Here is a 24737-nt window from a genome sequence, read left to right on the forward strand (position 1 = left end):
CCGACCTTGGGGTTCGAGGTCATCGATTGGATCTCGGAGATGCTGGCGGCACCGGACCGCGGCGAGTACGAGCCGTTCGTGCTGTATCCGGAGCAGGAGGATTTCGTCCTCCGCTACTACGAGATCAACCCGCACACTGGGAAGCGTCGCTTCCGCCGGGGGGTGATCTCCCGGCCTCGCGGCTGGGGTTGAGGCAAGTCCCCCTTCCTAGCTGCCCTGGCCATCGTTGAGGCGCTCGGGCCGGTTGTTCCGGACGGCTGGGATGCCGACGGGCAGCCGGTCGGGAAGCCCTGGTCAGAAGTGCGGACGCCGCTGGTGCAGATCGCCGCCGTGTCGGAGACGCAGACGAAGAACACGTGGGCACCGCTGCTAGAGATGCTGCAGGGCCCGGTGCTGGATGAGTATCCGGGCCTGGAGCCGCTGGACAGCTTCGTGAACCTGCCGCGGGGTCGTATTGAGCCGATCACGTCGTCGGCTCGCACGGTGAAGGGCAACAAGCCGGTGTTCGCCGTGCTGGACCAGACGGAGGAGTGGGTCCGCTCGAACAACGGGCTGCGCCTGGCGGAGACGATGCGGATCAACGCGGCCAAGGTCGGCGGCACGACCATCGAGTCTCCGAACGCCTACATCCCGGGCGAGGGGTCGGTAGCAGAGGAGTCGGCCGCGTTCTGGGCGAAGATCCGTGAAGGGCGCGCGCGGGACGACGGCCTGTACTACGACCACCGTGAGGCGCCTCCAGAGACGGACATGACCGACCGGGATTCGCTGCTGGCCGGCCTGTCTTTCACCTATGGCGACTCGGCTGACCGGAACGGCGGGCATGTCGACCTGGACACGATCGTGGCAACGATCTGGGACCCGGGCACGGATCCGCAGACGTCGCGCGCGGACTTCCTGAATCAGATCACGCACGCCTCCGACTCGTGGATCTCGCAGCCAGAGTGGGCCGGGGTGGCCGCGGCGGACAAGGTGGTCGGCAGGGGCGAGGAGATCGTCCTTGGCTTCGACGGATCACGGCGCCGCAATCGCGGTGTCACGGACGCGACTGCTTTGGTTGGCTGCCGTGTCTCGGATGGCCACCTGTTCCTGCTGGGCTGTTGGGAGCAGCCGGACGGTCCGTTCGGCCAGGACTGGCAAGTGCCCATCGTCGAGGTGCTGGCGACCGTCGAGGATGCCTTCCGGGACTACAAGGTCGTCGGCATGTACGCGGACCCGGCCAGATGGGAGTCCCATGTGGCGAAGTGGGAAGCGGACCACGGTCGACGGCTGAAGCTCAAGGCGTCAACGCAGCACCCGATCGAGTGGTGGATGACGGGCGGTCGGTCATTTCAGATCGTGCGGGCGCTGGAGAAGTTCAGGTCGAGCGTCGTCGACGGGGAGCTGTCGCATGACGCATCGAGTGTGCTGATGCGGCACGTTCTCAACGCCCGGCGCCGCTCATCGCGGACGGGCATCCAGATCATGAAGGAACACCCGGACAGCCCGAACAAGATCGACGCGGCGATCGCTGCCGTCCTCGCCTGGCAGTGCCGTGTGGATGCGATGGCCAAGGGGCTCGGTCGTAAGAAGGCCGGCAAGTCGGGACGGGTGGTGGTGTTGAAGTGACCGTTTCCATCCCCGAGCTGCCGCTGGTGTATCTGTCGGATGACGAGCTGGCCCTGGTGAACATGCTGCGGGCGGACATGCTGCGTGACCGGTGGGCGCTGACGCTGCGGGACGCGTACTTCAACGGCGAGCAGCTGGTGCGCGACCTCGGCATCTCGATCCCGCCGCAACTCAAGGGCCTGCACACGGTGATCGGTTGGCCGCGGGTGGGTGTGGAGTCGTTGGAGGAGCGTCTCGATTTGGAGGCGTTCCGCTGGGCGGACGGTGCGGACTCCGGCGAGCTGACGGAGATCGCCGAGGCGAACGATCTGTTCGACGAGTCGTCGTTGGCCCACCTGGATGCCCTGGTGTACGGCCGGGAGTACCTCGCCGTTGGTTCGGGGGACTGTGACGGCGAGTGCCCGCCGCTGATCTCGGTCGAGTCGCCGCTGGACATGACCCTCATGTGGGATGCCCGGCTGCGGATGGGCACGGCGGCTCTGCGGGAGTGTGCCGCGGACTCGTACATCGAGTCGGGGCCTGAGGAGCGGATGCTGGTCCTGTATCTGCCGGATCAAACGGTGATGTGCCTGCCGTCGGAGAGCGGCGGGTGGGAGGTCATCGACCGCGACATCCACAACCTCGGTGTTGTGCCGGTCGTCAGGATGGCGAATAGGCAGCGGACCGCGGACCGGGTGGGTAAGTCTGAGATCACCCCGGAGGTCATGTCGATCACGGATGCGGCGTGTCGGCGCCTGATGGGCATGGAGGTGGCGGCTGAGTTCTTCGGTGCCCCGCAGCGTTACATCCTCGGCGCCAGCGAGTCGGCGTTTCAGGACGCGGACGGTACGGCGAAGTCGGCGTGGGAGACGTACATCGGCCGTGTGCTCGCTTTGGAGCGGGATGAGGACGGCAACGTCCCGGACGTCGGACAGTTCGCGGCGCATGACCCGACGGGCATGACGAAGATCATCGACCTGTACGCGCGGATCATGTCCAGCCAGTTTGGTCTGCCGCCGCACATGCTCGGCTACACCACGGACAACCCGGCCTCCGCGGATGCGATCCGCTCCACCGAGGCGAAGCTGGTGAAGCGCTCGGAGCGGCGGATTCGCCGCTTCGGGGCGGCGTGGCAGCAGGCGATGCGGCTCGCGCTGTGGGTGCGGGATGGTGAGCCGCCGGAGAAGACCCGCCGGATCGAGACGGTGTGGCGGAACCCTGCGACTCCGACGGTGGCGGCTCAGGTGGATGCCACGGTGAAGCTGGTTCAGGCGGGTGTTCTGCCGGCCGATTCTGACGTCACGTTGGAGATGGCGGGGTTCACGGAGGCGCAGCGGCAGCGGATCGCTGTGGATCGCCGCCGGTCGGCTGCTTCTGCGGCTGGTGGTGCGCTGATGGAGCGGCTGGCCGCTTTGAGCGACCGGCCGGGCGGATCTCTGCCGGACGTGGTGGAGGCCGATGATGGCGACGACGGTCTCTGACGGTGGTCGTGGCCCGGACCGGTACCGGTCGGCACAACGCGGGTTGACGCGGCTGCTGGTGCGGGATGTGCGCGGCCTCCGTCGTCTGATCATTCCGTCGCGGTTGCGGCAGTCGATGCCCGACTGGTTCGCCGCTGTGCAGGCGGTCGTGGACCAGTACGCGCAGGCGTCGGCTGCTCTCGGTGCCGAGTTCTATGACGTGCAGCGGGATGCGGCCGCGGTGCCCGGCGCCTTCACGGTGCCGGTCTCGGAACCTCCTCCGCCTGAGAAGACGGAGGCCTCGTTGCGCTGGGCGGCGAAGGACGTGTGGGAACGCGATCCTGAGCTGGCCACGGCAGCGCAGCGGGAGCCTCTCGATATCCGGTTGGTGCAGGCGGAGAAGAAGGCCGAGCTGGTCGCTCAGAAGCTGGTCGCCGATACGGGCCGGAGCACTGTCCTGGAGGCGGTGCGGCAGGACCCGCAGGCGCGAGCGTGGGCACGCTCGGCAGCGCTCGGCGCGTGCGCCTTCTGCAAGATGCTCGCCAGCAGAGGAAGTGTGTACGCCCAAGACACGGTCGACTTCCGCGCCCATGACGGCTGCCACTGCGGCGTGATCCCAGTCTTTGCGGGGCAGACGTTCGAGCCGTCCCCGCAGGCTCGTGAGTGGGCGCGGCTGTACGAGGAGTATGCCGCCGGCCACTCCGGTAGCCAGCTTCGCCGGTTCCGGCGGGCGCTGGCGGAGCACGACTCGAACCCGCTCCCGGGTTCTTTCTGACCCTGGTCGCCCTGGTGGCGGCCTTCTTCATTTCGACAGCCCCTGGAGGGCCGATTCGTCATGCCCGAAGAGAACGAGACCGTCGAGCAGCAGGAGTCCGGCACGGAGGAGACCGTCGAGGAGACGGCCACTGACGGCCAGGGCGGCACCGAGCAGCAGGACGACGCCCGGGAGGCGGAGCCCGACCGCGAGGACCAGCCGTTCGACCGGAAGAAGTTCGAGGCCGAGCTTCGCAAGAAGAACAGCGAGGCCGCGAACCTCCGCAAGCGTCTGAAGGAACTCGAACCGCTGGCGAAGAAGGCCAAGGAGTTCGAGGACGCGCAGAAGTCCGAGCAGGAGCGCCTCAACGACCAGCTCGCCGCCGCGCAGGAGCAGATCGCCACGACCCGCAAGCGTCTCGTGGAGGCTCGGGTGCAGGCACTGGCCGGCTCGCCGGCGGGGGAGCGGGCGGCATTCACCGACCCGGAGGACGCGATCGGCTCGCTCGACCTCTCCGCGTACATCGACGACTCGGGCGATATCGACGAGTCCGCCATTGAGGCGGATCTCCAGGCGCTGTTGGAGCGCAAGCCGCACTGGGCGAAGACCCAGCCCCAGGAGGGCCCGCGGCGCCCCGCACCGGACCGCACGCAAGCGTCCGGCGCCAACAAGCAACGGACCCTCAACCCCTCGGACGAGTTCGAGGGGTTCATGAACTCGCGGCTCTTGCGCCGCTGAAAGAGGTAGACCATGGCCACGGCCGCTCTCAAACTGTCCGACGTCAACGACGCACTACTGCCCCGCACTCTCGCGGGGCCGATCTTCGAGAAGTCGGTGGAGTCCAGCGCCGTCATGCAGCTGGCCCGGCCTGCGCCGCTGGCCCTGGACGCCACGACGTCGGTTCCGATCCCGATGGACGTGCCGACCGCAGACTGGGTCGGGCAGGCGGCGAAGAAGCCGCTGTCCAGCGGCGGCGTCGCCGTGAAGCAGATGCAGGCGAAGAAGGTCGCCGTGCTGATCCCGGTCGCCGAAGAGGTCGTCATGACCAACGCGGGCGGCCTGTGGACACAGCTCCAGCGTGACCTGCCGACGGCGTTCGCGCGGGCCTTCGACCACGCGGCGATCCACGGCAAGACGATGAAGGGCGCGACCGGGCCGTTTCCCGACTACCTGGCGGCCACGGACAACGCGATCGTGCTGGGTACGGCACCGCGGAACGAGGGCGGCATCTGGGCCGACTTCGTCGACGGTATGGAACTCGTCGTCGACAAGGACTGGGACTTCACCGGCACCGTCGCCGACCACCGGCTGAAGCCCAAACTGCTGCGCGCAACGGACGCGAACGGGCAGCCGATCCTCGTCGACACGCAAACTCCGGGCACGAACATGGCCTCGGGAGGCACGCTGATCGGCGAGCCGCTCGCCTACTCGCGCAGTGTCTCGGGCAAGCAGCGCCGACAGTCGGCGTCGGTGGACTCCGGCCTGCGGGCGATCGGTGGCGACTGGTCGCAGGCGGCGTATGGAATCGGCATGGACATCACCGTGCGGATCTCCAAGGAAGCCACGTACATCGACGAGGACGGCGGCGTGCACTCCGCGTTCCAGGAGAACCTCGTGCTCCTGCTCGCGGAGGCGTACTACGGCTTCGTCATGGGTGACGAGAATGCGTTCGTCCGGTACACCGGCACCCCGAGCGGTTCCTGATGGCGAGGGCTGTCCCGGCTTCCGCGCCGGGCGGGGCAGCCAAGCCCCTACGGATTGTGGCCCGCGTTCATGCAGCTCCTCCGGAGCACAATGCAGGCGCGGAGCACATGCTGATCAGCATGCTCCGGCCGCTGGTGGAACGCGGTCACGACGTGTCGGTGTGGCTATCCCGGTATGGGAAGGCGAGCCGGGAGTACGCGTACCGCGGCATCAAGGTCGTGCCGCTGGCCTCCCGTCTCGACTTCCCGACGGCGGTACGTCGGGCGGATGTGCTGCTGGCGCATCTGGAGACGGTGCCGTCGACGGCGTCGCTGGCCCGTGGTTACGGCAAGCCGCTGGTGGTGGTCTGCCACAACACGCACCGGCCCACCTTCAGGGATGCTGCGGCCGGGGGCACTGCGCTGGCGGTCTACAACAGCCAGTGGATGGAGCGGGAGGCGGAGTTGTTCTTCGCCGAGTACCCGAAGGCCATCCGCCCCGCAGCATCGCTGATCGTGCGACCTCCGGTGTTCGCCGACGAGTACGCGACGAAGCCCGGCAAGGTGATCACGCTGATCAACTGCAATCCGGAGAAGGGCGGCAAGGTCCTCAAGGCCCTCGCCGAGCGCATGCCGGACCAGCTGTTCCTCGCAGTGAAGGGCGCCTACGGGGAACAGATCCTCCCCGACCTGCCGAACGTCGAGGTGGTCGACCACGTCCGCGGCGAGGACATGCGGGAGCAGGTGTACGCCCGCACGCGGGTGCTCCTGATGCCGTCCTCCTACGAGTCGTGGGGCCGGGCCGGCTGCGAGGCGCTCGCCAGCGGCATTCCGGTCGTTGCGCACCCCACCCCAGGGTTGTGCGAGTCGCTCGGCGAAGCCGGGATCTTCGTCGACCGCAACGACGTCGCGGGCTATGAGGCGGTGCTGCGGAAGCTGCTCACCGCCGCCGAGTATCGGCTGGCGTCGAAGCGGGCGAAGGCTCGGTCTGCCGAGCTGGATCCGGCGGCTGATCTGGCGGCGTGGTGCAGTGCTGTGGAGTCTGTGGCCTGAGGAGGCGAGCATGGCGTTCGTTCCTCCGACGGCTGAGCAACTCGGCCTGTACCTGGGGCTTGAGGCGATCGACGGGGACCGTGCGGATCTGCTGATCACGACGGCGACGAGCCTGTGTCAGACGGTCGTCAAGCCGCTCCCGGAAGGCGCGGAAGCGGTCGTCCTCTCGGTCGCGGGCCGGGCCTACGTGAATCCGCAGCAGGTGTCTTACGAGACGATCGGCCCCATGTCGGTGCAGCGTCCGCAGGGCTCTGGCGGCTTGTACCTGACGAAGTCCGACAAGAGCGCCCTCAAGTCGTTGGCGGGCCGTGGTGGGGCGTTCACGGTGGATCCGACACCGGCCACTGCGGATCCGTCGCCGACGTGGCCGATCGACGATGCCGGGTTCACCGACGACTTCGAACCCGGCTGGGGGTATAGCTGATGCCGGCGTCGTTTCCGTTTGGGGAGACGGTGCGGATCAAGCGCACTGGCCCGTCGCCGGGTCGGGATCCGCGAGGTCAGCCGCTCCCGGGCCCGGATGAGTCGTTTGATCTGCCTGGCTGTGTGGTGACACTGCGGCAGGAGTCGCCGCAGGTGGGCGGCTCTCAGCAGCAGGACCGGGACACGGTGATCGTCGGCTGGACCGTGTACGCCCCTCCGGATCACCCCCGCATGCCGCTGCGGACGACGGACAAGGCCGTGATCCGTGGAGTGACCTGCGAGATCACGGGCGAGCCGGGCGATTGGGGCCGCTCCCCGTTCACCGGCACCCGCGGCCTGGTCCAGTTCGCCGCTGATCGCGTCACCGGCTGACCGAGAGGAGGGCCTGTGGCTGCCAGGTTCAAGGTCAAACGTAAGGGCATTGGGCAGATGCTGCGGATGCCGGGCATGCAGGCGGAGATGCTGCGCCGCGCCGAGGTCATCAAGGGCGTCGCGATCGGCCTGTCCCCGGTCGACCCCAACAGTCCTCACCCGGGCCACTACAAGGCGTCGTGGGAGACGGACAGCACCAGTCGTGGCGGCCGTCGCCGTGACCGCGCGGTCGGCTACGTCCGCAACACCAGCTATTACGCCCGCTGGGTGGAGTACGGCACCGAGAAGGTGCCTGCCCATCACGTCCTGCTGAGGGCGGCGCAGATCGGTGGGCGGAACCAGTGACCGCGCTAGTCGACATCGAGGGCGAGCTGATTCCGCGCGCTCAGGCCCGCTGGCCGGACGCTGTGGCCCGGGACGAACTCGACAACAACCTGGCCAACGAGCTGCCGACGATCCAGATCAACCAGATCCCGGCCGGTGACGACGACGGCGTCAAGCTCGCGCGGATGCTCGTCGACATCGACACCTACCACCGAACACGCGCTGAGGCATTCACTCTGGCCCGCGAGGTGCACCGCTGGGTTACTGGCGAACTGAGGGGCTCGTCGACCACGAGCCTGGTCATCGGCCGCACGGGCGCCCTCACACTGCCCGCTGTGCGCCCTTACGAGAACACGGCCCTGCGCCGTGTCGGGGCCACCTACGAGATCTTCTGCCACCCGGTCTCCTGACCGGCTTTTTGGGCCCGCGCCGGACCCCTTCCTCACCCGCCCGTGCGCGGGCTACACGCATGTCTGGAGACATCATGGTCAACATCACCCGCGCCGCGGACCTCCTCGAGGTGGGGGCAAACGGGGCCGGCTGGACGGCTCCGCTGGGCACCACGTCGCCGGGCGATCCGGCGGTTCAGCCTCTGTCCCCGTGGGCGCCGCTGGGCGCGATCTCGGACGACGGTCTGGTGCAGGGCTTCGACGAGGACTCGGAGTCGTTCACGCCGTGGGGGTTCACGGCGCCGATCCGCACCACCATCACCAGCTCGTTGCGGACGTTCGGGCTGACGGTGTGGGAGACGGGCCGGACGACGGTGCAGTCGCTGCAGTACCGGCTGGACGTGGCGGATCTCGTCCCGACCGCCGGGCTGACGTCGTTCGCCGAGACCGCCAGCCCGGCGCCGGACCGCAGGGCGTTCTGGTTCGTCGTCCTCGACGGCGATTCGTTCCAGCGCGGCTTCTACGTGCCGCAGGGGGAGATCACCGAGCGGTCCGACGTGTCCCACAAGCAGGACGAGGTCGCGGGCTACGAGTGGACGATCACTGCCTACCCGGACACCGCCGGCTTCACCGTGTACCACTTCGACCGGGTGCCGGAGACCGAGGCGTACACCGGGTCCTGAGACGGGTGGACGGGCCGCAGGCACCTGCGGGTGTCACCGTTGGCGCGGGCCCGGCCCGTCCACCTTCACCTTTGCCCGCGCCGAGACGAGTGAGGAGCCCGCGCCATGGCAGCGACGAGCAAGAACACCACCAGCAGGAAGCCGCGCACCGCGGCACGCGCCGCATCCCGACCGGCAACCACCCGACGTGCGGCCGAGCCGGACGTCGAGGTCGAGGAAGCCGAGGTGTCGGCGGCCGACGCGCAGGAGATCGAAGCCGAGGGCCACTACGTCGCCGCCGAACTGTGCGGTGAGGAGGTGCAGGTCATTCCGCCGTCGGCGTGGCGCGCTTCCTGGCAGCGCGCCCTTAACCAGGGGCAGATCGACTTCTTCGCGGAGAAGATCCTGCACCCGGACGACTACGACTTCTTCCTTGAGGTCGACCCGACGCTCGAGGAATGGCTGACGTTCGTTGAGGATGCGAGCAGCCGGTCGGGGGAGCCGTTGGGAAAGTCCGCAGCACGGTCGCGATCTGGCAGGCCCACCCGGAGGCGGTAGAGGCCGATCTCATCGACCGGCACTACGACATCGCCGACGTACTGACCGGCAAACGGTCGTGGCGGTGGCTGAGGGTGTTCATCGAGCATTTGCCTTCTGAGTCGCACACGATGACCGCGCTGCGGAACGAGCTCACCCCGATGCAGCTCGCCGAGCAGGCCGACCGGGGCGAGCCGGAGAAGGGGCGTTGGTCGCAGCAGGAGCAGCTGATCGCGACGGCGGTGGATGCGATCCGTCGCCTGGAGTGGGTGCTGATCTGCGTCAACACCGAGAAGAAGTCGAAGCGGCCGGATCCGCCTGAGCCGATGCGCCGCCCGGGGGCGGGCCCACGCAAGAAGAAGGCGCAACTCACCGAGAAGTCCGCGGACAAGCTGCTGAAGCTGCTGCAAGGGGGCGCCGCATAGGGCGCTGGGAGGAGGCTCCCGGTGCCTGCAATCTCCGTCGGCTCCGTCGAAGTCGATGTCGTACCGAACGCGACCGGTATCCAGTCTCGCCTGCGGGCGGCACTGGTGCCGGTGGCGACGACGGTGGGCGACGAGGTCGGCCGGATCATCGGCCGCCAGATCGTCACGCACATCACCCCCGCGGTCCGGGACGGCATCCAGAACGGTGCTCGTGCGGCCCGGCCGGCTGCGACTCGGGGCGGGGAGCAGGCTGGCGGGGCGTTCGCCCGGTCGCTGCGGGCCCGCCTTGAGGCGGCGTTCCGTAGCATGCCGCGGCTGGATGTGCGGCTGTCGGATACGGGCATCAACGCGGACCTGGCCCGGCTGCGGGCCCGGCTGGAGACCCTGGCCGGCAAGACGGTCGGCATCGACATTGATGCGGCGACCGCCCGGGCGGAGGCCGCGGACATTGAGGAGCGGTTGCGTCGGATCGGCGCCGCCCACCCCAACGTGGCGGTGCGTGCAGACACGGCGGCGGCGATCGCACAACTGCAGCTGCTGCAGCAGCAGATCGACGACGTCACGCGCGACCCCGCCCGAATCCGTGTGGAGACGGACGGCACGTTCGGGCAGCGACTGCGGGCGCAGGTGCAAGCTGCTGAGGCGTCGCTGCCGAACATCAACCTCACGGCGGACTCGTCGCAAGCGGATGTGGAGATTGCCCGGCTGCGGGCGCAGCTGACGGCCCTGCGGGACGTGCGGATCGGTGTCGACATGGACACCGCGACGGCGACGGCCCGGATCCAGGCTATCCAGGCACGCCTCCAGGCGCTGTCTGCGTCGGATGCCGATGTGGCTGTCCGCGTGGACGCTGGCGCGGCAGCAGCTCAGCTTGCCGGAGTGCAGGCGATGGTGAACCGGCTGGACGGCCAGACGGCGAGCGTGAACGTCCGCGTGAACGGCATGCAGATGCTGGTCACGGCCGCGTTGGCGTTCGGGCCGGCGCTGCTGCCGGTGCTGCCTGTGGCGGCTGCCGGTTTGGGTGCGGTGGCTGCGGAGGCGACGGCTGCGGCGGTGGGTATCGGCGGGATCGCTGCGGTGGCGGTGCCTGCGTTCATGCAGATCGGGAAGGTGCTGCAGGCGCAGAAGGCTGCGCAGGATGCGGCGACGAACGCGACGCTGCGCGGCGGGCAGGCGTCTGGGCAGGGCGCGCAGAAGGCGCTGCAGATGGCGTCGGCGCAGCAGTCTCTCGCTACGGCACACCGGAACGCGGCACGCCAGATCCGGCAGGCCGAGCAAGGTGTCGCCGACGCCGCGCGGAACGCCGCTGAGGCCAATGAGCGTGCGGCCGACCAGGTCAAGCAGGCCAAGCGGGGACTCGCGGATGCGGTGCAGCAGGCCGCGGACCGGCAGAGGTCGGCGGCCGAGCAGATCCGTAGCGCGGAGGAGTCACTCGCCGACGCACAGAGGTCGGCCCGGCAGGCTCAGCAGGATCTCACTCAGGCACGGGCGGACGCGGCCCGCCAGCTGGAGGATCTGGAGTCCCGACTGGCGAACGCTTCACTGTCGGAGCGGGACGCCGTGCTGGGGGTTGAGGAGGCCCGCAACCGGCTCCAGAGAGTGCAGGCGGCTGGCTCCCAGGTGTCGCTGCTGGAGCAGCAGCGTGCCCAGCTCGCCTACGACCAGGCCGTGCAGCGGCTTGAGGATCAGCGCGCGGAGACGAAGCGCCTGTCGGCGGAGAAGTTGAAGGCCGACAGGGCCGGCGTCGAGGGCTCCGACCTGGTTTTGGATGCGCAGGAGCGTCTGCGTGAGGCGGATGAGGGCGTCGCCAAGGGGCAGCAGCAGCTGGCGAAGGCCCGTGAGGATGCGGCCCGGCAGGCGGTGCAGTCGCAGCGGGACATCGCCGATGCGCAGGAGCGCGTCGCTGAATCGCAGCGGAACGTGACTCGAACGCAGGAGGACGGGGCTCGCTCTGTGGCCCGTGCTCAGGAGCAGCTCGCCAGTGCTCAGCAGTCGGCTGCGGATTCGATCGCTTCAGCTCAGCGGCAGATTGCCTCCGCGTCGCTTTCAGCGGCCGGGGGCGTGGATCAGGCTGCCATCGCACAGGCCAAGTACCAAGCTGAGCTGGCGAAACTCACGCCCAGCGCGCGGCAGACACTTCGTGCGTTCGTCGGTTTGAAGGACGCATTCTCGGCGTGGTCGAAGTCGCTTCAGCCCGCCGTCATGCCGATCTTCACCCGGGCGCTGAACGGGATGCGTCGTGCCCTGCCCGGTCTGACGCCGTTCGTTTTGGCGGCGGCGGACGCCATCAAGGGACTCCAGGACCGCGCCTCGCGCGGCTTCAAGTCGCCCTGGTGGAAGGAGTTCAAGTCCGACCTTCAGGACTCCATCAAGCCCGCCATCACCGGGCTTGGCGTGTCCTTCGCGAACGTCTTCAAGGGCATGGCCGGCGTCATGCAGGCCTTCTTCCCGCACATGGACTCCATCTCGGAGCGCATGCAGCGGATCACTAGGCGATTCGCGGACTGGGGCACCAGCCTGAAGGGCTCCCCGGCGTTCGAGCGGTTCCTGTCGTACAGCTCGGAGATGGCCCCGGTTCTCGCGGGCACCTTCGGGAAGATCGGCACCGCGCTGATGGACATCGGGCAGGCCTTGGCGCCGGTGTCGAAGCCGCTGCTGGCACTGCTCGGCGCTCTCGCTTCCGGCCTGAGCCACATCGCCACCACCCTGCCTGAGGTCGTGGTGGGCCTGTGGGGGCTGCTCGTCGTCACCCGCCTGTGGACCATAGCCATGTTCCTGGCTGGCAAGGCGATGGCCGCGTTCAACCTGATCAGCATGGCGGGCCCGTGGGGCTGGATCGCTCTCGCGATCGCCGGTGTCGTGGTGGCGGTCGTCTATCTGTACCGCCGCTTCGAGTGGTTCCGCACTGCCGTGCAGGTTGTGTGGTCGGCGATCCAGACGGGCGCGATGTGGCTGTGGAACAACGCGCTGAAGCCGGTGTTCACCGCGATCTGGGGCGGACTGCAGACGGTCGGCCGGTGGGCGATGTGGCTGTGGACGAACGCTATCAAGCCTGCATTCGACGGAATCGTCCTCGCGGGCAAGATTCTCCTGACGGCGCTGGTCACGATCGTGCTGCTGCCGATCTATGCCGTGATCAAGCTGGTCGGGGCCATCGCCATGTGGCTCTGGTCCACCGCGATCAAGCCGGCGTTCGAGGCGATCGGCGCGATCGCCATATGGCTGTGGACGAACGCCTTCCGACCCGCGTTCCAGTGGATCGGCGACAAGGCGAAGTGGCTGTGGAACAACGCCATCAAGCCCGCGTGGAACGGAATCCAGACCGGCGCGAAGTGGATGTGGGAGAACGTTCTCCGGCCGGTCTTCCGCCTCATCTGGCAGGGCATGCAGGAGGTCGGCCGCTGGGGCAAGTGGCTGTGGCAGAACGCCCTCAAGCCTGCCTGGAACGGCATCGTCGCCGCGGGCAAGTACGCGTGGGAGAAGGGCATTAAGCCGGTCTTCGACCGTTTCAAGGACATCGTGCGGAGTCTGAAGGGTGCCTTCGATACCGCGGTCGGCGGTATCAGAACGGCCTGGGACAAGATCAAGTCCATTTCGCGGAAGCCCGTCCAGTTCGTCGTCGACACCGTCTACAACCGCGGCATCGTCGGCGTCTGGAACAAGGTCGCCTCCGCGTTCGGGGCCCCGAAGCTGGAGAAGTATTCCTTCGCATCTGGTGGCATCATGCCTGGCTACACGCCGGGCAAGGATGTGCACCGGTTCGTGTCCCCGACGGGTGGTCGGCTGGAGCTGTCGGGTGGCGAGGCCATCATGCGGCCGGAGTTCACCCGCGCGGTCGGCTCCGGGTTCGTCGGCGCGATGAACAGCGTCGCGAAGTCCAGGGGAGCGCAGGGCGTGAAGGCCGCGCTGGCGCCGATACTCGGCGGCAACCCGAACACACCGACCGACACGTCCCTGCGGTACGCCTCCGGCGGCACGTATCCGGTGCAGTCGTTCGCGGACGGCGGCATCTTCGGCTGGATCAAGGACAAGGCGTCGGCAGCGTTCGGCGCCGGATCCGCAGCCTGGAACCGGATCAAGGAGGGTGCGTCGTGGCTGAAGGACAGCCTTGAAGCGTCCGCCCGGGCCGGCGTGAAGAACGTCGTCGATCCGCTGCTGCGGAACTTCCCCGGCGCCGACACCGGCTTCGGCAAGATGATCCGAAGGGTTCCGACCAGGATCATCGACGCCCTGTTCGGCTACAGCAAGGAAGCCGACAAGCGGGGCGCCGGAGGCATCGGCGGGCCGCGTATCGCCGCCGCGTTGAAATGGGCGCGCACACAGAACGGCAAGCCCTACCAGTGGGGCGGCGACGGCAACCCGAGCTGGGACTGCAGCGGCTTCATGAGCGCCATTGAGTCCGTCATCCGAGGCCAGAAGCCGCACCGCAGGTGGTCGACGCACGCCTTCAAGGGCGGCACCCCGCCCGGCTGGGTCAAGAACGGTAACTCCGCCTTCAAGGTCGGGATCACGCACGCCGGCGTCGGCCACACCGCGGGCACCGTCGGCAAGACCGACGTCGAATCCCGCGGTGGCGACGGCGTGGTCGTGGGCTCGCGGGCCCGCGGCTACAACGACCGCCTGTTCAACAGCTGGTACGGGTTCATGCCCGGCAAGTACGACAGCGGCGGATACCTCCAGCCCGGGCTCAACCTGGCCTACAACGGCACCGGACGGCCCGAGCCCGTCTTCACGACGGCGCAGGCCAACGCCCTCACTTCCCTGGCCGCTAGGTCGGCGCAGCAGCAGCTCGGCGACCTGCAGGTGTCGGTGTTCGTCGGCAACGAGCAGATCACCGACATCGCCCGGGCCGAGGTGCGCACCGCACAGGGCGAGCTCATCCAGGTACTCAACGCGAGCTGAGAGGGGGCCCTCCCTTGCCTATCCCCGGGAACCTCCTCTCGGCCACGACGGAGACCATCGACCCGAACACGTCGGGCTGGATCAGTAAGCTCAACTGCTCGATTCTCATGGGTATCGGCGGCCGGACCGGCGGGGGCGGATGCCTGTCGGTCCGGTCGGTGGCGGCGGGGGAGATGCAGGCCCGCACCGTCTCCAGCTATCCCGTCGTCGCTGGGACGACGTACTACGCGTTCGCGGACGCGGCGGGCGCGTCGACAGAGCGGATCGGCATCCGGTGGATGGCCGGCGCGACCGAACTGTCCATCACCTGGTCGCTGACCACGATGGCGGCCTCGGCCGGCTGGCATCGTGTGTCCGTCGCTGGCCTGGCCCCGGCAGGGGCTACTCAGGCCCAAGTGCTGCTGAGCAGCACTGAGACCGGCGCAGGCGTCTCCCACTTCTGGGAGAACATCTACCTCGGGGCGCCTCTCCGGGTGCTCGGCAACCTGCTCCCCTTCAACACGGAGAGCAGCGAGGTCGACGCCTCCGGTTGGGCGCCGGTCGTCAACGCCTCCGTGTCCCGCCAGGTGCCGGTGATGAACTGGTCCGTCACCAACTACTGGGCCGGCGGGCAGACGCTGGCGATGACCGCCGTCGCCGCTGGCAACGCCTCCATCCTGGCGGTGGACCGGCCGACGGTCACCCCGGGCCAGGAGTACCTGGCCTACGCCTACATGCAGCCGCCCACAGTTGCCTCGACGGCGTGGATCGAGCTGCGCTACTACGACAGCAACGGCAACCAGATCCAGGCCACACGGTCCACGCTGGCGCCACCGACACCGGCGACCGGCATGTACCGGCAGCGGGTCTCCGCGATCGCTCCGGCTAACGCAGCCACCTGCTCGCTCGCCGCGGGCCTGGACGGGGCAAGCGCCGGGCAGGTGCTGCGGCTGGAGACCATCGTCATCGCCGCCGCGCCGGAGCTGCAGGCCGGCACTGTCATCCCCTACGCGGACGGCTCGTTCGAGCAGGGCGTCGCCGGATGGACGGTGGCTGCTGGTGTGGCGACGCTCGCCCGCACCAGCCCATGGGGCGACAGCTTCTTCGAGGGCGCCTACTCGCTGGCCATAGCCAGCAGCACCGCCACCGCTTCCACCGTCCGGTCAGCGCGCTTCCCCGTGACCGAGGGCGTGAACTGGCGGGCGCAGATCGTCGCCCACCCTGACGCGGGAACCTGGTCCCACGTGCTGGTCCGCATCCGCTGGTACGACGCAGCCAATAATGATCTCGGCGCCAGCACGGGAATCAACTACGTCGTTCCAGGCACATCCTGGTACGCCATGCCAGCGGACGGCGAGGCCCCCGCCGGGGCGACGCAGGCCGCGATCGAGCTGGTCGTCACCGCGACCGCCACCGCCAGCGTGCTCAACGTCGACCTGGTCACCCTGTGGGAGGTGCTGCCGCAGACCGACGTCGACGCGCGCTCCGACGACGGCTACAACCTGATCACCCTGCGGGAACTGCCCCTCGACTTCTACCTATCGCTGTATCGGGTCACCCCGGACGGCGCCCGCACCTTGGTCCGCGGCCCATCCGGGCTCATCGACATGCAGCGCATCACCTCCGATCTGCTCGTCGTAGAGGACCACGAGGCGCCCTTCGGGGTGCCGGTCCATTACTCGATCGCCATCCTCAACGCCGACGGCACCACGGCCTCCTCGCGGACGTCGGAGACGGTCATGCTCTCCCTCGTCGACGCCAACATCGCGTGGCTGAAGGACCCTGGCAACCCGCAGCGGAATACGAAGGTGCTGGTCAGTAAGGCGCCGGACTGGCAGCGGCCCATCGAGCAAGCGGCATTTGTCATCCGCGGACGCCGCAACAAAGTGGTGCTCTCCGGTCGACGTCAGGGCCTCGAAGGGGACCTCGTCATCTGGACCCGCTCCGACGAGGAACGCGCCGCGCTGCACCTGCTGCTCGACTCCGGCGCCACGCTGCTGTGGCAGGCCGCACCCGGCATGGGCGTGGCCGACATGTACGTCAACGTCGCCCAGATCACCGAGGCCCGGGTCAGCCCTCTCGCGCAGGAGCAGTGGCGGACCTGGACTTTGCCGCTCACCGAGGCGGACATGCCGACCACGACCGGCGTCAACGGCGCTACGGGCCGCACCTGGCAGGACGTGCTCACCGAGTTCGACACCTGGCAGGACGTCCTCGACACCTACGCCACCTGGGAAGACGTGTTCCTCGACCGCCGAACGGGGTGATCGATGTACCCCGTCTCAGACCGGTTCCTGAAGACCCTCGCCGAATCCCATCAGGTGGCCACCCGGGTGCAGCTGTTCCTCACGAACGGCGACGTCATCGACCTGGAGCACACGGGTGGCAGCGTCACAGTCGACCGCGGCCAGGCCATCCGCCGCACCTGCACCGTCACGGTTGCCGACCCGGCCCTGATCCCGCGCAGCCCTACGGACCAGCTCGCCACCTACGGGGCCAGGCTGCGCATCTCCCGCGGCATCGACTACGGCGACGGCAGCCAGCCCGAGCTGGTGCCGCTTGGCGTGTTCAGGCTCGACAACGTCGACGGTGACGTGAACGAGGGCCCCGTCAGCTTGCAGGGCAAGGATCTGTCGGCGATCGTCGCTGACGACCTGTTCACCGCGCCCTTCAAGGTGTCCGGCACGGTCGTCGGCGCGGTCACCGCGCTGATACAACGCAGCATCCCCACCGCCGACATCATCAGCCTTATCGTCGACACCCCCATCGGCAGCAGGGTCTTCGACATCGAGGGCGATCCGTGGGTGGGCGCCCAGGAGATCGCAGCCGCAGCCGGCGCCGAGGTGTACTGCAACGCCGACGGTGTGTTCGTCATCGCCTCACTGCCCAACCTGCTGACCACACCACCGGTGTGGGCGATCGAAGCCATCGAGGGCGGCGCCTACATCTCCGGCAACCGGGCCGTGACCTCCGACGGCGTCAAGAACGGCGTCCTCGCCCGCGGTGAGAACGCGTCGGAGAATGTGCTGCCCATCTCTTATCTGGCGGTAGACGATGACCCCACCTCGCCGACGTACTGGGGCGGACCCTACGGCCGGCGCCCGAAGTTCATCTCCTCCAGCGCCTACACCACGCTCAACGCCTGCGCCCAGGCCGCGAACGCGGAACTCGCCAAGAGCAAAGCCCCCAACGCGTCCGGCGACATCTCCAGCCTGCCGAACCCCGCGCTCGAATCTGGCGACGTACTCCGGGTGATGCACGAGGACGGCACACGCGAGCTCCACCAGGCCGCCGCGTTCACCGTGCCCCTCAGCCAGGACGGCGACTTTCCGATCTCAACGATCTCCGCGAAGGAGGACGCGTGACCAAGCCCGGCCCGAGCATGCACCGCGACCTCGCCTCGGCCCTCAAACAGCAGGCCAAACGCGCAGGCGAACGGGCCCCCTCGGTGCGCGGCGCGGACTGGCGGACCGCCACGGTCACCGCCGAGAACGGCGACGGCACCGTCGACGCTGACGGCGTCCCAGACATCCGCTGCATGGAGACCTACAGTCAGCCGGCCGTTGGTGACCTCATCGCCATCACCCAATCGAGCAGCGGCAACTGGCTCGCCTGGGGCCGCACCACGACGACCGACCCCGACTGGACCCCGCTCACCCTCGCGGCCGGATACACCAACCCCGGTCATGGCTACACGGCGAGCTACCTGAGGGCAGGACGCCGCATTTGGATGCGGGGCCGTATCGGGCCCACGTCGGGAACGATCCCCGACGGCGACACCCTCGCCACCATCCCCTCAGCAATCCGGCCCGGCGTTGCCGTGGCATGGGCGGTCGCCCGCGACGCCGGGGCGATGCCGTCTGTCTGCCGCCTGGAGATCACCGCGGCTGGGGCGCTGCGCACCTTCCAGTCCACGAACCTGCCGACGTGGGTGTGCCTCGACGGCATCAGCTACACGATCTAGGAGGCCCCGTGCCCACACAGGACGACTACGGGCAGGGCGTACAGATCGCGTCCAAGACCGACGCGCCCAACGCGGAGAAGCTCGCCAAGGACATCGTCAACGCGATCGCCCAGCGCAGCATCCTGCGCTTCGCCTCCGCCTTCACACGAGGCGCGACCCTCGCCGGCGCCTCGGGGGGCCCAGTGGAGGGCATGCTGACGTGGCTGCAGGACGTCAACCGGCTCGACCTGTGGGACGGTTCCGCCTGGGTCGCCGTGTCGGTGGGCCAATCCACCTGGAAGACCATCACGCCCGAGTCGCCGTGGACGCAGAACGGCAACAACAACGGCAGCCTCCAGTACCGGATCCTCAACATCTCCGGCGAGGAGAGCCTCCAGTTCCGGGGGGCGCTCGCCCGCGCTTCGTACCCGACCTCGCCCGCAGGCAGCTACGTCGTCAACAACACCGCCCTGCCGTCCGCTGCGAGGCCCGCGACGCTTCGCACCGTGCTCATTCCCTGCTCCGACGTGAGCAGCGACCGCATCGCCCTCAAGCTCGACGTCAGGGTCGACGGCTACCTCGAGGTTTTCGGCTTTTCCTCCTCCGTCAGGCCGCCGTGGATCGGCTTCAACGGCGTCACCGTCAGCCTGTAGACCCGCCCGCGCCCCGGACCGGGGCCTTTCACGCCTGGAGGCCTCATGGCCACACCCATGTCCGCTTCGAAACTGGTGGAGGCTCTCCGCGCCGAGGGCGTGACCGTCCACGAGGTCCGCAGCTGGCGCACCCACAATCGCAACCATCGGGGTGCGTGGGGCCCGGTCCACGGCGTGCTGATCCACCACACCGTCACCGGACCGGGCACGGATGTCGTCAACCTCATCTACGACGGCCACAGCGCCCTGCCCGGCCCGCTCTCCACCGGCTGCATCACCAAGGACGGCGTCGTCCACCTCACCGGCAACGGCCGGGCCAACCACGCCGGCGGGGGCGACGGCCGCGTCCTGGACGCCGTCATCGGCGAGTCCTACGGCGACCGCCCGCCCGCCACGCAGAAACACGACGGCTCACCCGGTGCGGTCGACGGTAACGCCCGCTTCTACGGCTGGGAGTGCGAGAACAAGGGCGACGGGCGCGACCCGTGGCCCCGCGTCCAGTACGTGGCCATGGTCAAGGCAACCGCCGCGATCTGCCGCGTCCACGGCTGGGGCGAGAAGTCCGGCATCGGCCACCTGGAGTGGTCCGACTGGAAGGTCGACCCCCGCGGCATCGACATGACCGACTTCCGCCGCGACCTGGCCGCATGCCTGGCACTCCCGGCGGGACAGTGGGAAGGAAACGACGACGACATGGCCCTGACCGACAGCGACGTCCGCAAGGTGGCCGACGCCGTGGTGGCGAAGCTCATCGCGGGCGGCGGCGTACTGGAGAACAGCGACCTGCGGCGCATCTGGTGGGCCGACGAGATCCCGGCCGCCCGGCCGCCGTACAACAATCCCGACTACTTCGCGGCCGACGGGAAGACCATCGATAACGACACGTGGACGGCGAAGTACGCCGTCCAGACCACCGTTGAGGGCGTCCGCGAGACCCTCGCCCGCGTCCGGAACCTCGAAGGTGCCGTGGGCGCAGTCGACCTGTCCGATGCGGACATCGCCACCCTCGCGTCCGCGGTCGCGTCGAACCCGGCGCTCGCCGAGCAGATCGCGGAGAAGGTCGCCGTCAAGCTCGCCGAAAGGCTCGCCGAGTGATCCTCAACCTCACTCCGCACCCGATCCGCCTGTACTGGGCCGAACGCGAGGACGGCATCGACGACCTGGAGCCGCACCTGCGCGAGGTCATCGAGCCCGAGCCCGTACCCGCGCGGCTGGCCACGATCGAACTCGGCGGCGGCATCGCCTTCGAACTGGTCGAGTTCGGGCACGCCCAGAACCTTCCGCCGAAGCGCGACGGCTACCAGTACATCGTCTCCCTCGTCGTCGCCCTCGCGCTCGCCGACCGGCGCAGCGACCTGCTCGTCCCCTACCGCGAGGTCCGCAACTCCAGCGGGACCGTCATCGGCTGCCGCTCACTCGCGCAGCCCGTCTGAGAGAAGAAGCCCATGAAGCTGTTCGGCAGAGAGCCTGCTCTCATCATCGCAACCGTCTCGGCCGGCCTGTCGCTGCTGGTCACCTTTCAGTTCGGCCTCTCCGCCGAGCAGGCCGGCGCGATCGTCGCCGTCATCTCCGCCGTGTTCGCCGCGGCCACCGCCGCCGTCACCCGGCCGATCGCGCCGTCCGCGTTCACTGGCCTCGTCGCCGCGGTCGCCGCACTGCTGGCCGCCTACGGGCTGGAGTTGGGCCCGGAGAAGATCGGCGCGCTGAACGCCGTCGTCCTCGCCAGCCTCGGCCTGCTCACCCGCGGCCAGGTATCCCCGACCAACCCGCCCGCCGGTCCGCGGGGCGTCTGAAGCGGAGTAACACGTGCCCGACGAGCTGAGCGTCGGCGAACTCGGGCGCGCGGTCACAGCCCTGCGCCAAGAGATCCAGGCCATGGGGCAAGGCATCAACCAGCGCTTGGACAAGGTCGTCTCCACCGAGGTGTACGCCCTCCAGTCCGCCTACACCGACCAGCGCATCAACCAGCTCGGCCAGGAGCTTCAGAAGGCCAAAGACGCCAACGAAGCGCTCGAGAACGCGTTCGAGCAGTACCAACGTGATGAGCGGGACCGGCGGGAACGTGAACGGCAGGCCCGCCTCTACCAGATGCTCGTGCCCGTTCTCATGGGGTTGCTGGCAGCGGCTGTCGCGATCTGGGCGGTGGTGGCGAAGTGACCGGCCTCCGCAAGAAGCGCCGCCCCCTGCGGCTGCCCCGCGCCGAATGGCTGATCGGCCTCACCGCCCTCCTCGTCGTCGCCTTCCTCGGCTGGCTCGCCATCCAAGTCGTGCTGCTATCGAACGACCTGCGCACCGCCAACCACGCCCGCGACGCCCTCGCCAACCAAGTGGAACGCCTCGGCGGCACACCCGTCGCAGGCCCACCCGGCTCACGGGGGGAGCCGGGCGCATCGGTGACCGGACCGCCCGGGCAGCCGGGGCAACCCGGCGAGTCCGGCGAACCAGGACGTCCAGGCCCATCGGGCGCGCCCGGGCCCAGCGGATCACCAGGCAAGCCGGGCAGCGACGGGGAGGACGGCGCCTCAGCAACCGGCGCCCCAGGCGAACCCGGCGAGCCCGGGCCCGCTGGCAGCCCCGGCACCAACGGAGAAGCCGGCGCCGCAGGACCAGCCGGGCCGGCCGGACCAGCAGGGCCACAGGGCGAGCCCGGACCGCAGGGCGAGCGCGGCGAGAAGGGCGAGCCAGGGGAACAGGGGCCCGCCGGTCCCGCACCATCCGGCTGGACGTTCACCTACCGGGGCGCCACCTACGAGTGCACACCCGACAGCGACGGCTCCAGCCACTACACCTGCCGACAGACCGGCGGAGACGACGACCCCGGCCTGCCCGGACCGCTCGCCGCGGGCATGGATCCGTACCGCCGCCAATACCCGTAGGAGGCCCCGTGCCTGATCCGATTCCCCTCCGGCCGCGCCGCGATGACACGGCGGCCGACGTGCGGTCGCTGGTGCAGCTCGGGCGGGAAGAGCCGCCACCCGTTCCCGCACCAGCCCAGCAACCGTTCCTCGAACCCGACTACCCTGATCTGCCCGACGGGTACGCGCCTGACGAACCCGTGTGAACCACTGCGCCCCGCCCTCCCTGCCGCATCGCGGCCGGGGGAGCGGGGCGCTTCGTCGTGCTCAGAACTCAAGCTGCTTCTTCACCTCGGCCACGTTCGGGCCGCTGTTAGCCGACGGCATCTCCCAGCGGTGTGCCTTCTCCTCGCCGTCGATATAGATGAGCGTGCCGCCCTTCGCCTGCGCCGGCGTCAGATCGAACACCTGCGACCGCCACTGCCAGGCACCCGGCTGCACGGGGTCGGCGTTGTTGTACTTGCCCATCGTGACGTTGAACGCGTTCCCACCCTGGGTGTCGAGCATCTCCCCGTCCGGAGCCATCCACTTCCAGCCCCCGCCGCCGATCGGGGCCGGCTCGTCCGCCGCGACCGCGGTCATCGCCTTGTCCTTCATCGTGACGACGACGAACATGCCGTTCTCCGCCGTCTCCCCGCCGCCTTCCTTCGTGAAGACGACCGTGTCCGGGGTGATCTGTAGGACGCCCGTGCCACCGTCGCCGGTAGTCTGCGCCGACTCGCCGAGCTTCATCCCCTTCTCCACCTGCCCGGGCGTGGGCTCCTCGCTGGGCGTGGCCGTGGTCGGCGGCTTACTCGCCGCAGTCTTGTCGCCGCCGTCGCCCCCACCGCCGCATGCGGTGAGTGCGGCCAGGAGCAGGGCAGCCGTGGCTGCGGTAGCGCGTGCGCGCATGAATCCCCCCAAGGTTGAACGTCGGAACACCGTAGACCACATGTGCGCTACAGATACCCGTCCGTCACCGGGTCGTGACACGGAGACGCCCCCGCACCTCTGCCGCATGAGCGGCAGGGGAGTGGGGGCGCTTCGGCGTTGTGAGTTACGGCGTGTTGCGTTGCTGAGCTCGCCGGAGGAGGCGCAGCAGGAGATCCGCAAGTTGCACGACCTCGGCCGCCTCAACCGGGTCATCGAAGTGCACAGTGCGGTGGCTGGACGGGTTCTTGAAGGCGCCGATAGCCCCGGCGAACAGCTCCATGATGGCAACGACTTCGCCGCCGTGCGCCCCCTGGTCGGCCAACGGGCCGCCCGGCTTCAACGCCTGACGCATGAGGTCTACGCCGAGCACCGACGAGTCCAAGCCCGCTGCCGCACGAACCTCTACTTCGACGGCCTTCATCGCGGCGAAGCAAGCGGTCTCGTAGTCACCCAGGTTGAAGATCGGGCGCACCTTCTCCTCAAGCGCGGGATCGAGTGTGCCTGCGAGGCGGTCGGCCGCCCAGAGCTTCGCCTGCCCGTTCGGATCTTCAGCGATCTCTCTGCCGAGACTGGTGACCCGCTTCCAGCTGGAGTCGGTCTGCTTGGGGTGAGGGCCAATCAGCCCGCGGGCGACTAGCCATGCCCACGCGTCGGAGAGCCGTGAGAGCAGCACGTCGACGTCTCGCTCGCCGTTGCTCTGGAAGGCCTGCTCAGCGCCTCGAAACATGTTGTTGGCATTGATGGTGTTGCCTGCCCCGAATGACCGGAGCAGGGTCATGGCCAGTTCAGGCGTGGGGAGTTCACGGATCTGCTCTGTCGGCACCGGCCCGGAGTAGGTCATCCTCATGCCCGGACGCTAGCAGGGCATCGCCATGGCTCGACCCCCTGTTGTCACGTCCCGGCAGGGGCGTCAGCTCTCGATAACATGCCATATCGCGCCCTGACCTGCTGTGTAACATCTATGTCCATAGATGTGTACAGTGAAGCCATGACGACGACTCCTCGAACCGCTGCTCTCCGTCTGGTGCTCGTGCGCCGTGTGTCCACCGCCGGGCAGGCTGCCGACGGGTACGGGCTCGATGCGCAGGAGGCGGACTGCCGGAGGTGGGCGAAGGCTCAGACGGGCCCGCGCATCCGGATCGTCCACATGGTCACGGACGGAGACGGTAAGGGCGGGAAGTCTGGTACGAGCCTGCTCGACGAACGGCCCGGGCTCATGGAGGCCGTGGAGTGGATCGCTGAGGGCAAGGCGGACGGGATCCTGGCGCCGAACTTGGACCGGCTCGCCCGTGAGCTCACCGTGCAGGAGGCCGTGCTGTCCTACGTCTGGGCCCTCGGAGCGCGCGCGTTCACCGCCGACCACGGAGAGCACCTGGAGGACGACGCGTCCGACCCGATGCGCACGGCCATGCGGCAGATGCGCGGTGTCTTCCACCAGCTCGACCGCGGGCTCATCATCAAGCGGCTCACAGAGGGCCGCGCGGCCAAGGGGGAGCGCGGCGGGTACGCCTACGGTGCTCCCCGGTTCGGGCAGCGGGTCGTCGATAGTGAACTCAGCGACGACGAGCGCGAGAACGAGATCGCCGAGACGATGGAGCGCTGGCGCGACGAGGAGGGCCTGAGCGTCCGGGCCATCTGCGCCCGGGCCAACTCCCGCGACGACATGCCCTCCAAGCGCGGCGGGAAGTGGCACCCGACCACCGTGCAGCGGCTGCTCTCCCCGGAAGCCCGGGAGAAAGCGCGGCAGCAGTCCGCCAAGGCCCGCGCCGAACGCAAGGAACTCCAGCGCCGCGAGCGCGCGGCACGCCTCCTTGCTCAGCGCTGAGCT

Annotated in this window: 27 protein-coding genes; 25 read left to right on the forward strand and 2 right to left on the reverse strand. The window is 68.8% G+C overall.

All coding sequences use genetic code 11. The features are described from left to right. The first annotated feature begins 39 nt into the window (after window positions 1-39). The 24 genes from CA983_RS47540 (at window position 40) to CA983_RS02885 (ending at window position 22018) form a co-directional block, all read left to right on the forward strand. Window positions 40-192: a hypothetical protein gene (locus CA983_RS47540; protein WP_244206589.1), complete on the forward strand. Its 153-nt coding sequence runs from the start codon at window positions 40-42 to the stop codon at window positions 190-192. 123 nt (window positions 193-315) lie between these two features. Continuing rightward, window positions 316-1605 carry a terminase gene (locus CA983_RS02775; RefSeq protein WP_244206591.1) on the forward strand — a complete coding sequence of 430 codons (1290 nt, stop codon included), beginning with the start codon at window positions 316-318 and terminating at the stop codon, window positions 1603-1605. A gap of 62 nt (window positions 1606-1667) precedes the next feature. After that, the gene (locus tag CA983_RS02780) at window positions 1668-3065 is read left to right on the forward strand and encodes a phage portal protein (protein ID WP_279628410.1); all 1398 of its coding nucleotides are present in this window, start codon (window positions 1668-1670) and stop codon (window positions 3063-3065) included. Further along, window positions 3043-3819, forward strand: coding sequence for a VG15 protein (locus CA983_RS02785; protein WP_244206594.1), 777 nt, complete (start codon window positions 3043-3045; stop codon window positions 3817-3819). Before CA983_RS02780 ends, CA983_RS02785 begins: the two co-directional genes overlap by 23 nt. A gap of 60 nt (window positions 3820-3879) precedes the next feature. Next, entirely contained in the window at window positions 3880-4536 is a 657-nt protein-coding gene (locus CA983_RS02790; RefSeq protein WP_086599264.1) for a hypothetical protein, read from the forward strand. A gap of 12 nt (window positions 4537-4548) precedes the next feature. Continuing rightward, window positions 4549-5502, forward strand: coding sequence for a phage major capsid protein (locus CA983_RS02795; protein ID WP_086599265.1), 954 nt, complete (start codon window positions 4549-4551; stop codon window positions 5500-5502). A gap of 107 nt (window positions 5503-5609) precedes the next feature. Beyond that, complete coding sequence (locus CA983_RS02800) at window positions 5610-6533, forward strand: glycosyltransferase family 4 protein (RefSeq protein ID WP_341866633.1); 924 nt, start codon at window positions 5610-5612, stop codon at window positions 6531-6533. Window positions 6534-6543: 10 nt separating this feature from the next. Beyond that, window positions 6544-6957: a hypothetical protein gene (locus CA983_RS02805; RefSeq protein WP_086599267.1), complete on the forward strand. Its 414-nt coding sequence runs from the start codon at window positions 6544-6546 to the stop codon at window positions 6955-6957. 152 nt (window positions 6958-7109) lie between these two features. Continuing rightward, window positions 7110-7328, forward strand: a complete 219-nt coding sequence (locus CA983_RS47545; protein ID WP_244206595.1) for a hypothetical protein — start codon at window positions 7110-7112, stop codon at window positions 7326-7328. Window positions 7329-7343: 15 nt separating this feature from the next. Further along, a complete protein-coding gene (locus tag CA983_RS02815) occupies window positions 7344-7673 on the forward strand; it encodes an HK97 gp10 family phage protein (protein ID WP_086599269.1) in 330 nt (109 codons plus the stop codon). Further along, a complete protein-coding gene (locus CA983_RS02820; protein WP_086599270.1) occupies window positions 7670-8062 on the forward strand; it encodes a hypothetical protein in 393 nt (130 codons plus the stop codon). Before CA983_RS02815 ends, CA983_RS02820 begins: the two co-directional genes overlap by 4 nt. Window positions 8063-8121: 59 nt before the next feature. Then, window positions 8122-8724 (forward strand): phage tail tube protein, encoded by a 603-nt coding sequence (locus tag CA983_RS02825; protein WP_244206596.1) that lies wholly within the window; start codon window positions 8122-8124, stop codon window positions 8722-8724. A 105-nt stretch (window positions 8725-8829) separates the two neighbouring features. Then, window positions 8830-9261 (forward strand): hypothetical protein, encoded by a 432-nt coding sequence (locus tag CA983_RS02830; RefSeq protein WP_086599272.1) that lies wholly within the window; start codon window positions 8830-8832, stop codon window positions 9259-9261. Window positions 9262-9371: 110 nt separating this feature from the next. Then, window positions 9372-9665, forward strand: a complete 294-nt coding sequence (locus tag CA983_RS02835) for a hypothetical protein (RefSeq protein ID WP_086599273.1) — start codon at window positions 9372-9374, stop codon at window positions 9663-9665. A gap of 21 nt (window positions 9666-9686) precedes the next feature. After that, entirely contained in the window at window positions 9687-14567 is a 4881-nt protein-coding gene (locus CA983_RS02840; protein WP_086599274.1) for a hypothetical protein, read from the forward strand. Between the two features lie 14 nt (window positions 14568-14581). Then, window positions 14582-16813, forward strand: a complete 2232-nt coding sequence (locus tag CA983_RS02845) for a hypothetical protein (protein ID WP_086599275.1) — start codon at window positions 14582-14584, stop codon at window positions 16811-16813. Between the two features lie 3 nt (window positions 16814-16816). Continuing rightward, the gene (locus CA983_RS02850; RefSeq protein ID WP_086599276.1) at window positions 16817-17911 is read left to right on the forward strand and encodes a DUF5047 domain-containing protein; all 1095 of its coding nucleotides are present in this window, start codon (window positions 16817-16819) and stop codon (window positions 17909-17911) included. After that, window positions 17908-18510 (forward strand): hypothetical protein, encoded by a 603-nt coding sequence (locus tag CA983_RS02855; protein WP_086599277.1) that lies wholly within the window; start codon window positions 17908-17910, stop codon window positions 18508-18510. Before CA983_RS02850 ends, CA983_RS02855 begins: the two co-directional genes overlap by 4 nt. Before the next feature lie 8 nt (window positions 18511-18518). Next, window positions 18519-19142, forward strand: coding sequence for a hypothetical protein (locus CA983_RS02860; protein ID WP_086599278.1), 624 nt, complete (start codon window positions 18519-18521; stop codon window positions 19140-19142). 45 nt (window positions 19143-19187) lie between these two features. Next, window positions 19188-20237, forward strand: a complete 1050-nt coding sequence (locus CA983_RS47550) for an N-acetylmuramoyl-L-alanine amidase (RefSeq protein ID WP_244206597.1) — start codon at window positions 19188-19190, stop codon at window positions 20235-20237. Next, complete coding sequence (locus CA983_RS02870) at window positions 20234-20575, forward strand: hypothetical protein (protein ID WP_086599279.1); 342 nt, start codon at window positions 20234-20236, stop codon at window positions 20573-20575. The genes CA983_RS47550 and CA983_RS02870 overlap by 4 nt, the downstream gene beginning before the upstream one ends. A gap of 12 nt (window positions 20576-20587) precedes the next feature. Beyond that, entirely contained in the window at window positions 20588-20935 is a 348-nt protein-coding gene (locus CA983_RS02875; RefSeq protein WP_086599280.1) for a hypothetical protein, read from the forward strand. A 13-nt stretch (window positions 20936-20948) separates the two neighbouring features. Further along, window positions 20949-21299, forward strand: coding sequence for a hypothetical protein (locus tag CA983_RS02880; RefSeq protein ID WP_086599281.1), 351 nt, complete (start codon window positions 20949-20951; stop codon window positions 21297-21299). Further along, window positions 21296-22018 (forward strand): collagen-like domain-containing protein, encoded by a 723-nt coding sequence (locus tag CA983_RS02885; RefSeq protein WP_086599282.1) that lies wholly within the window; start codon window positions 21296-21298, stop codon window positions 22016-22018. The genes CA983_RS02880 and CA983_RS02885 overlap by 4 nt, the downstream gene beginning before the upstream one ends. A 246-nt stretch (window positions 22019-22264) precedes the next feature. Here the strand turns inward: CA983_RS02885 and CA983_RS02890 are convergent, their stop codons facing one another. After that, window positions 22265-22888: a hypothetical protein gene (locus CA983_RS02890; RefSeq protein WP_143645438.1), complete on the reverse strand. Its 624-nt coding sequence runs from the start codon at window positions 22886-22888 to the stop codon at window positions 22265-22267. 145 nt (window positions 22889-23033) lie between these two features. Beyond that, complete coding sequence (locus CA983_RS02895; RefSeq protein ID WP_086599284.1) at window positions 23034-23756, reverse strand: TIGR02391 family protein; 723 nt, start codon at window positions 23754-23756, stop codon at window positions 23034-23036. Between the two features lie 141 nt (window positions 23757-23897). Between CA983_RS02895 and CA983_RS02900 the strand changes: the two genes are divergently transcribed. After that, on the forward strand, window positions 23898-24734 hold the full coding sequence (locus tag CA983_RS02900; protein ID WP_244206599.1) for a recombinase family protein: 837 nt from the start codon (window positions 23898-23900) through the stop codon (window positions 24732-24734). Window positions 24735-24737 lie beyond the last annotated feature (3 nt).

Origin of the sequence: Streptomyces swartbergensis, assembly GCF_002148965.1 — a bacterium.
In the GTDB taxonomy this organism is placed as follows: domain Bacteria; phylum Actinomycetota; class Actinomycetes; order Streptomycetales; family Streptomycetaceae; genus Streptomyces; species Streptomyces swartbergensis.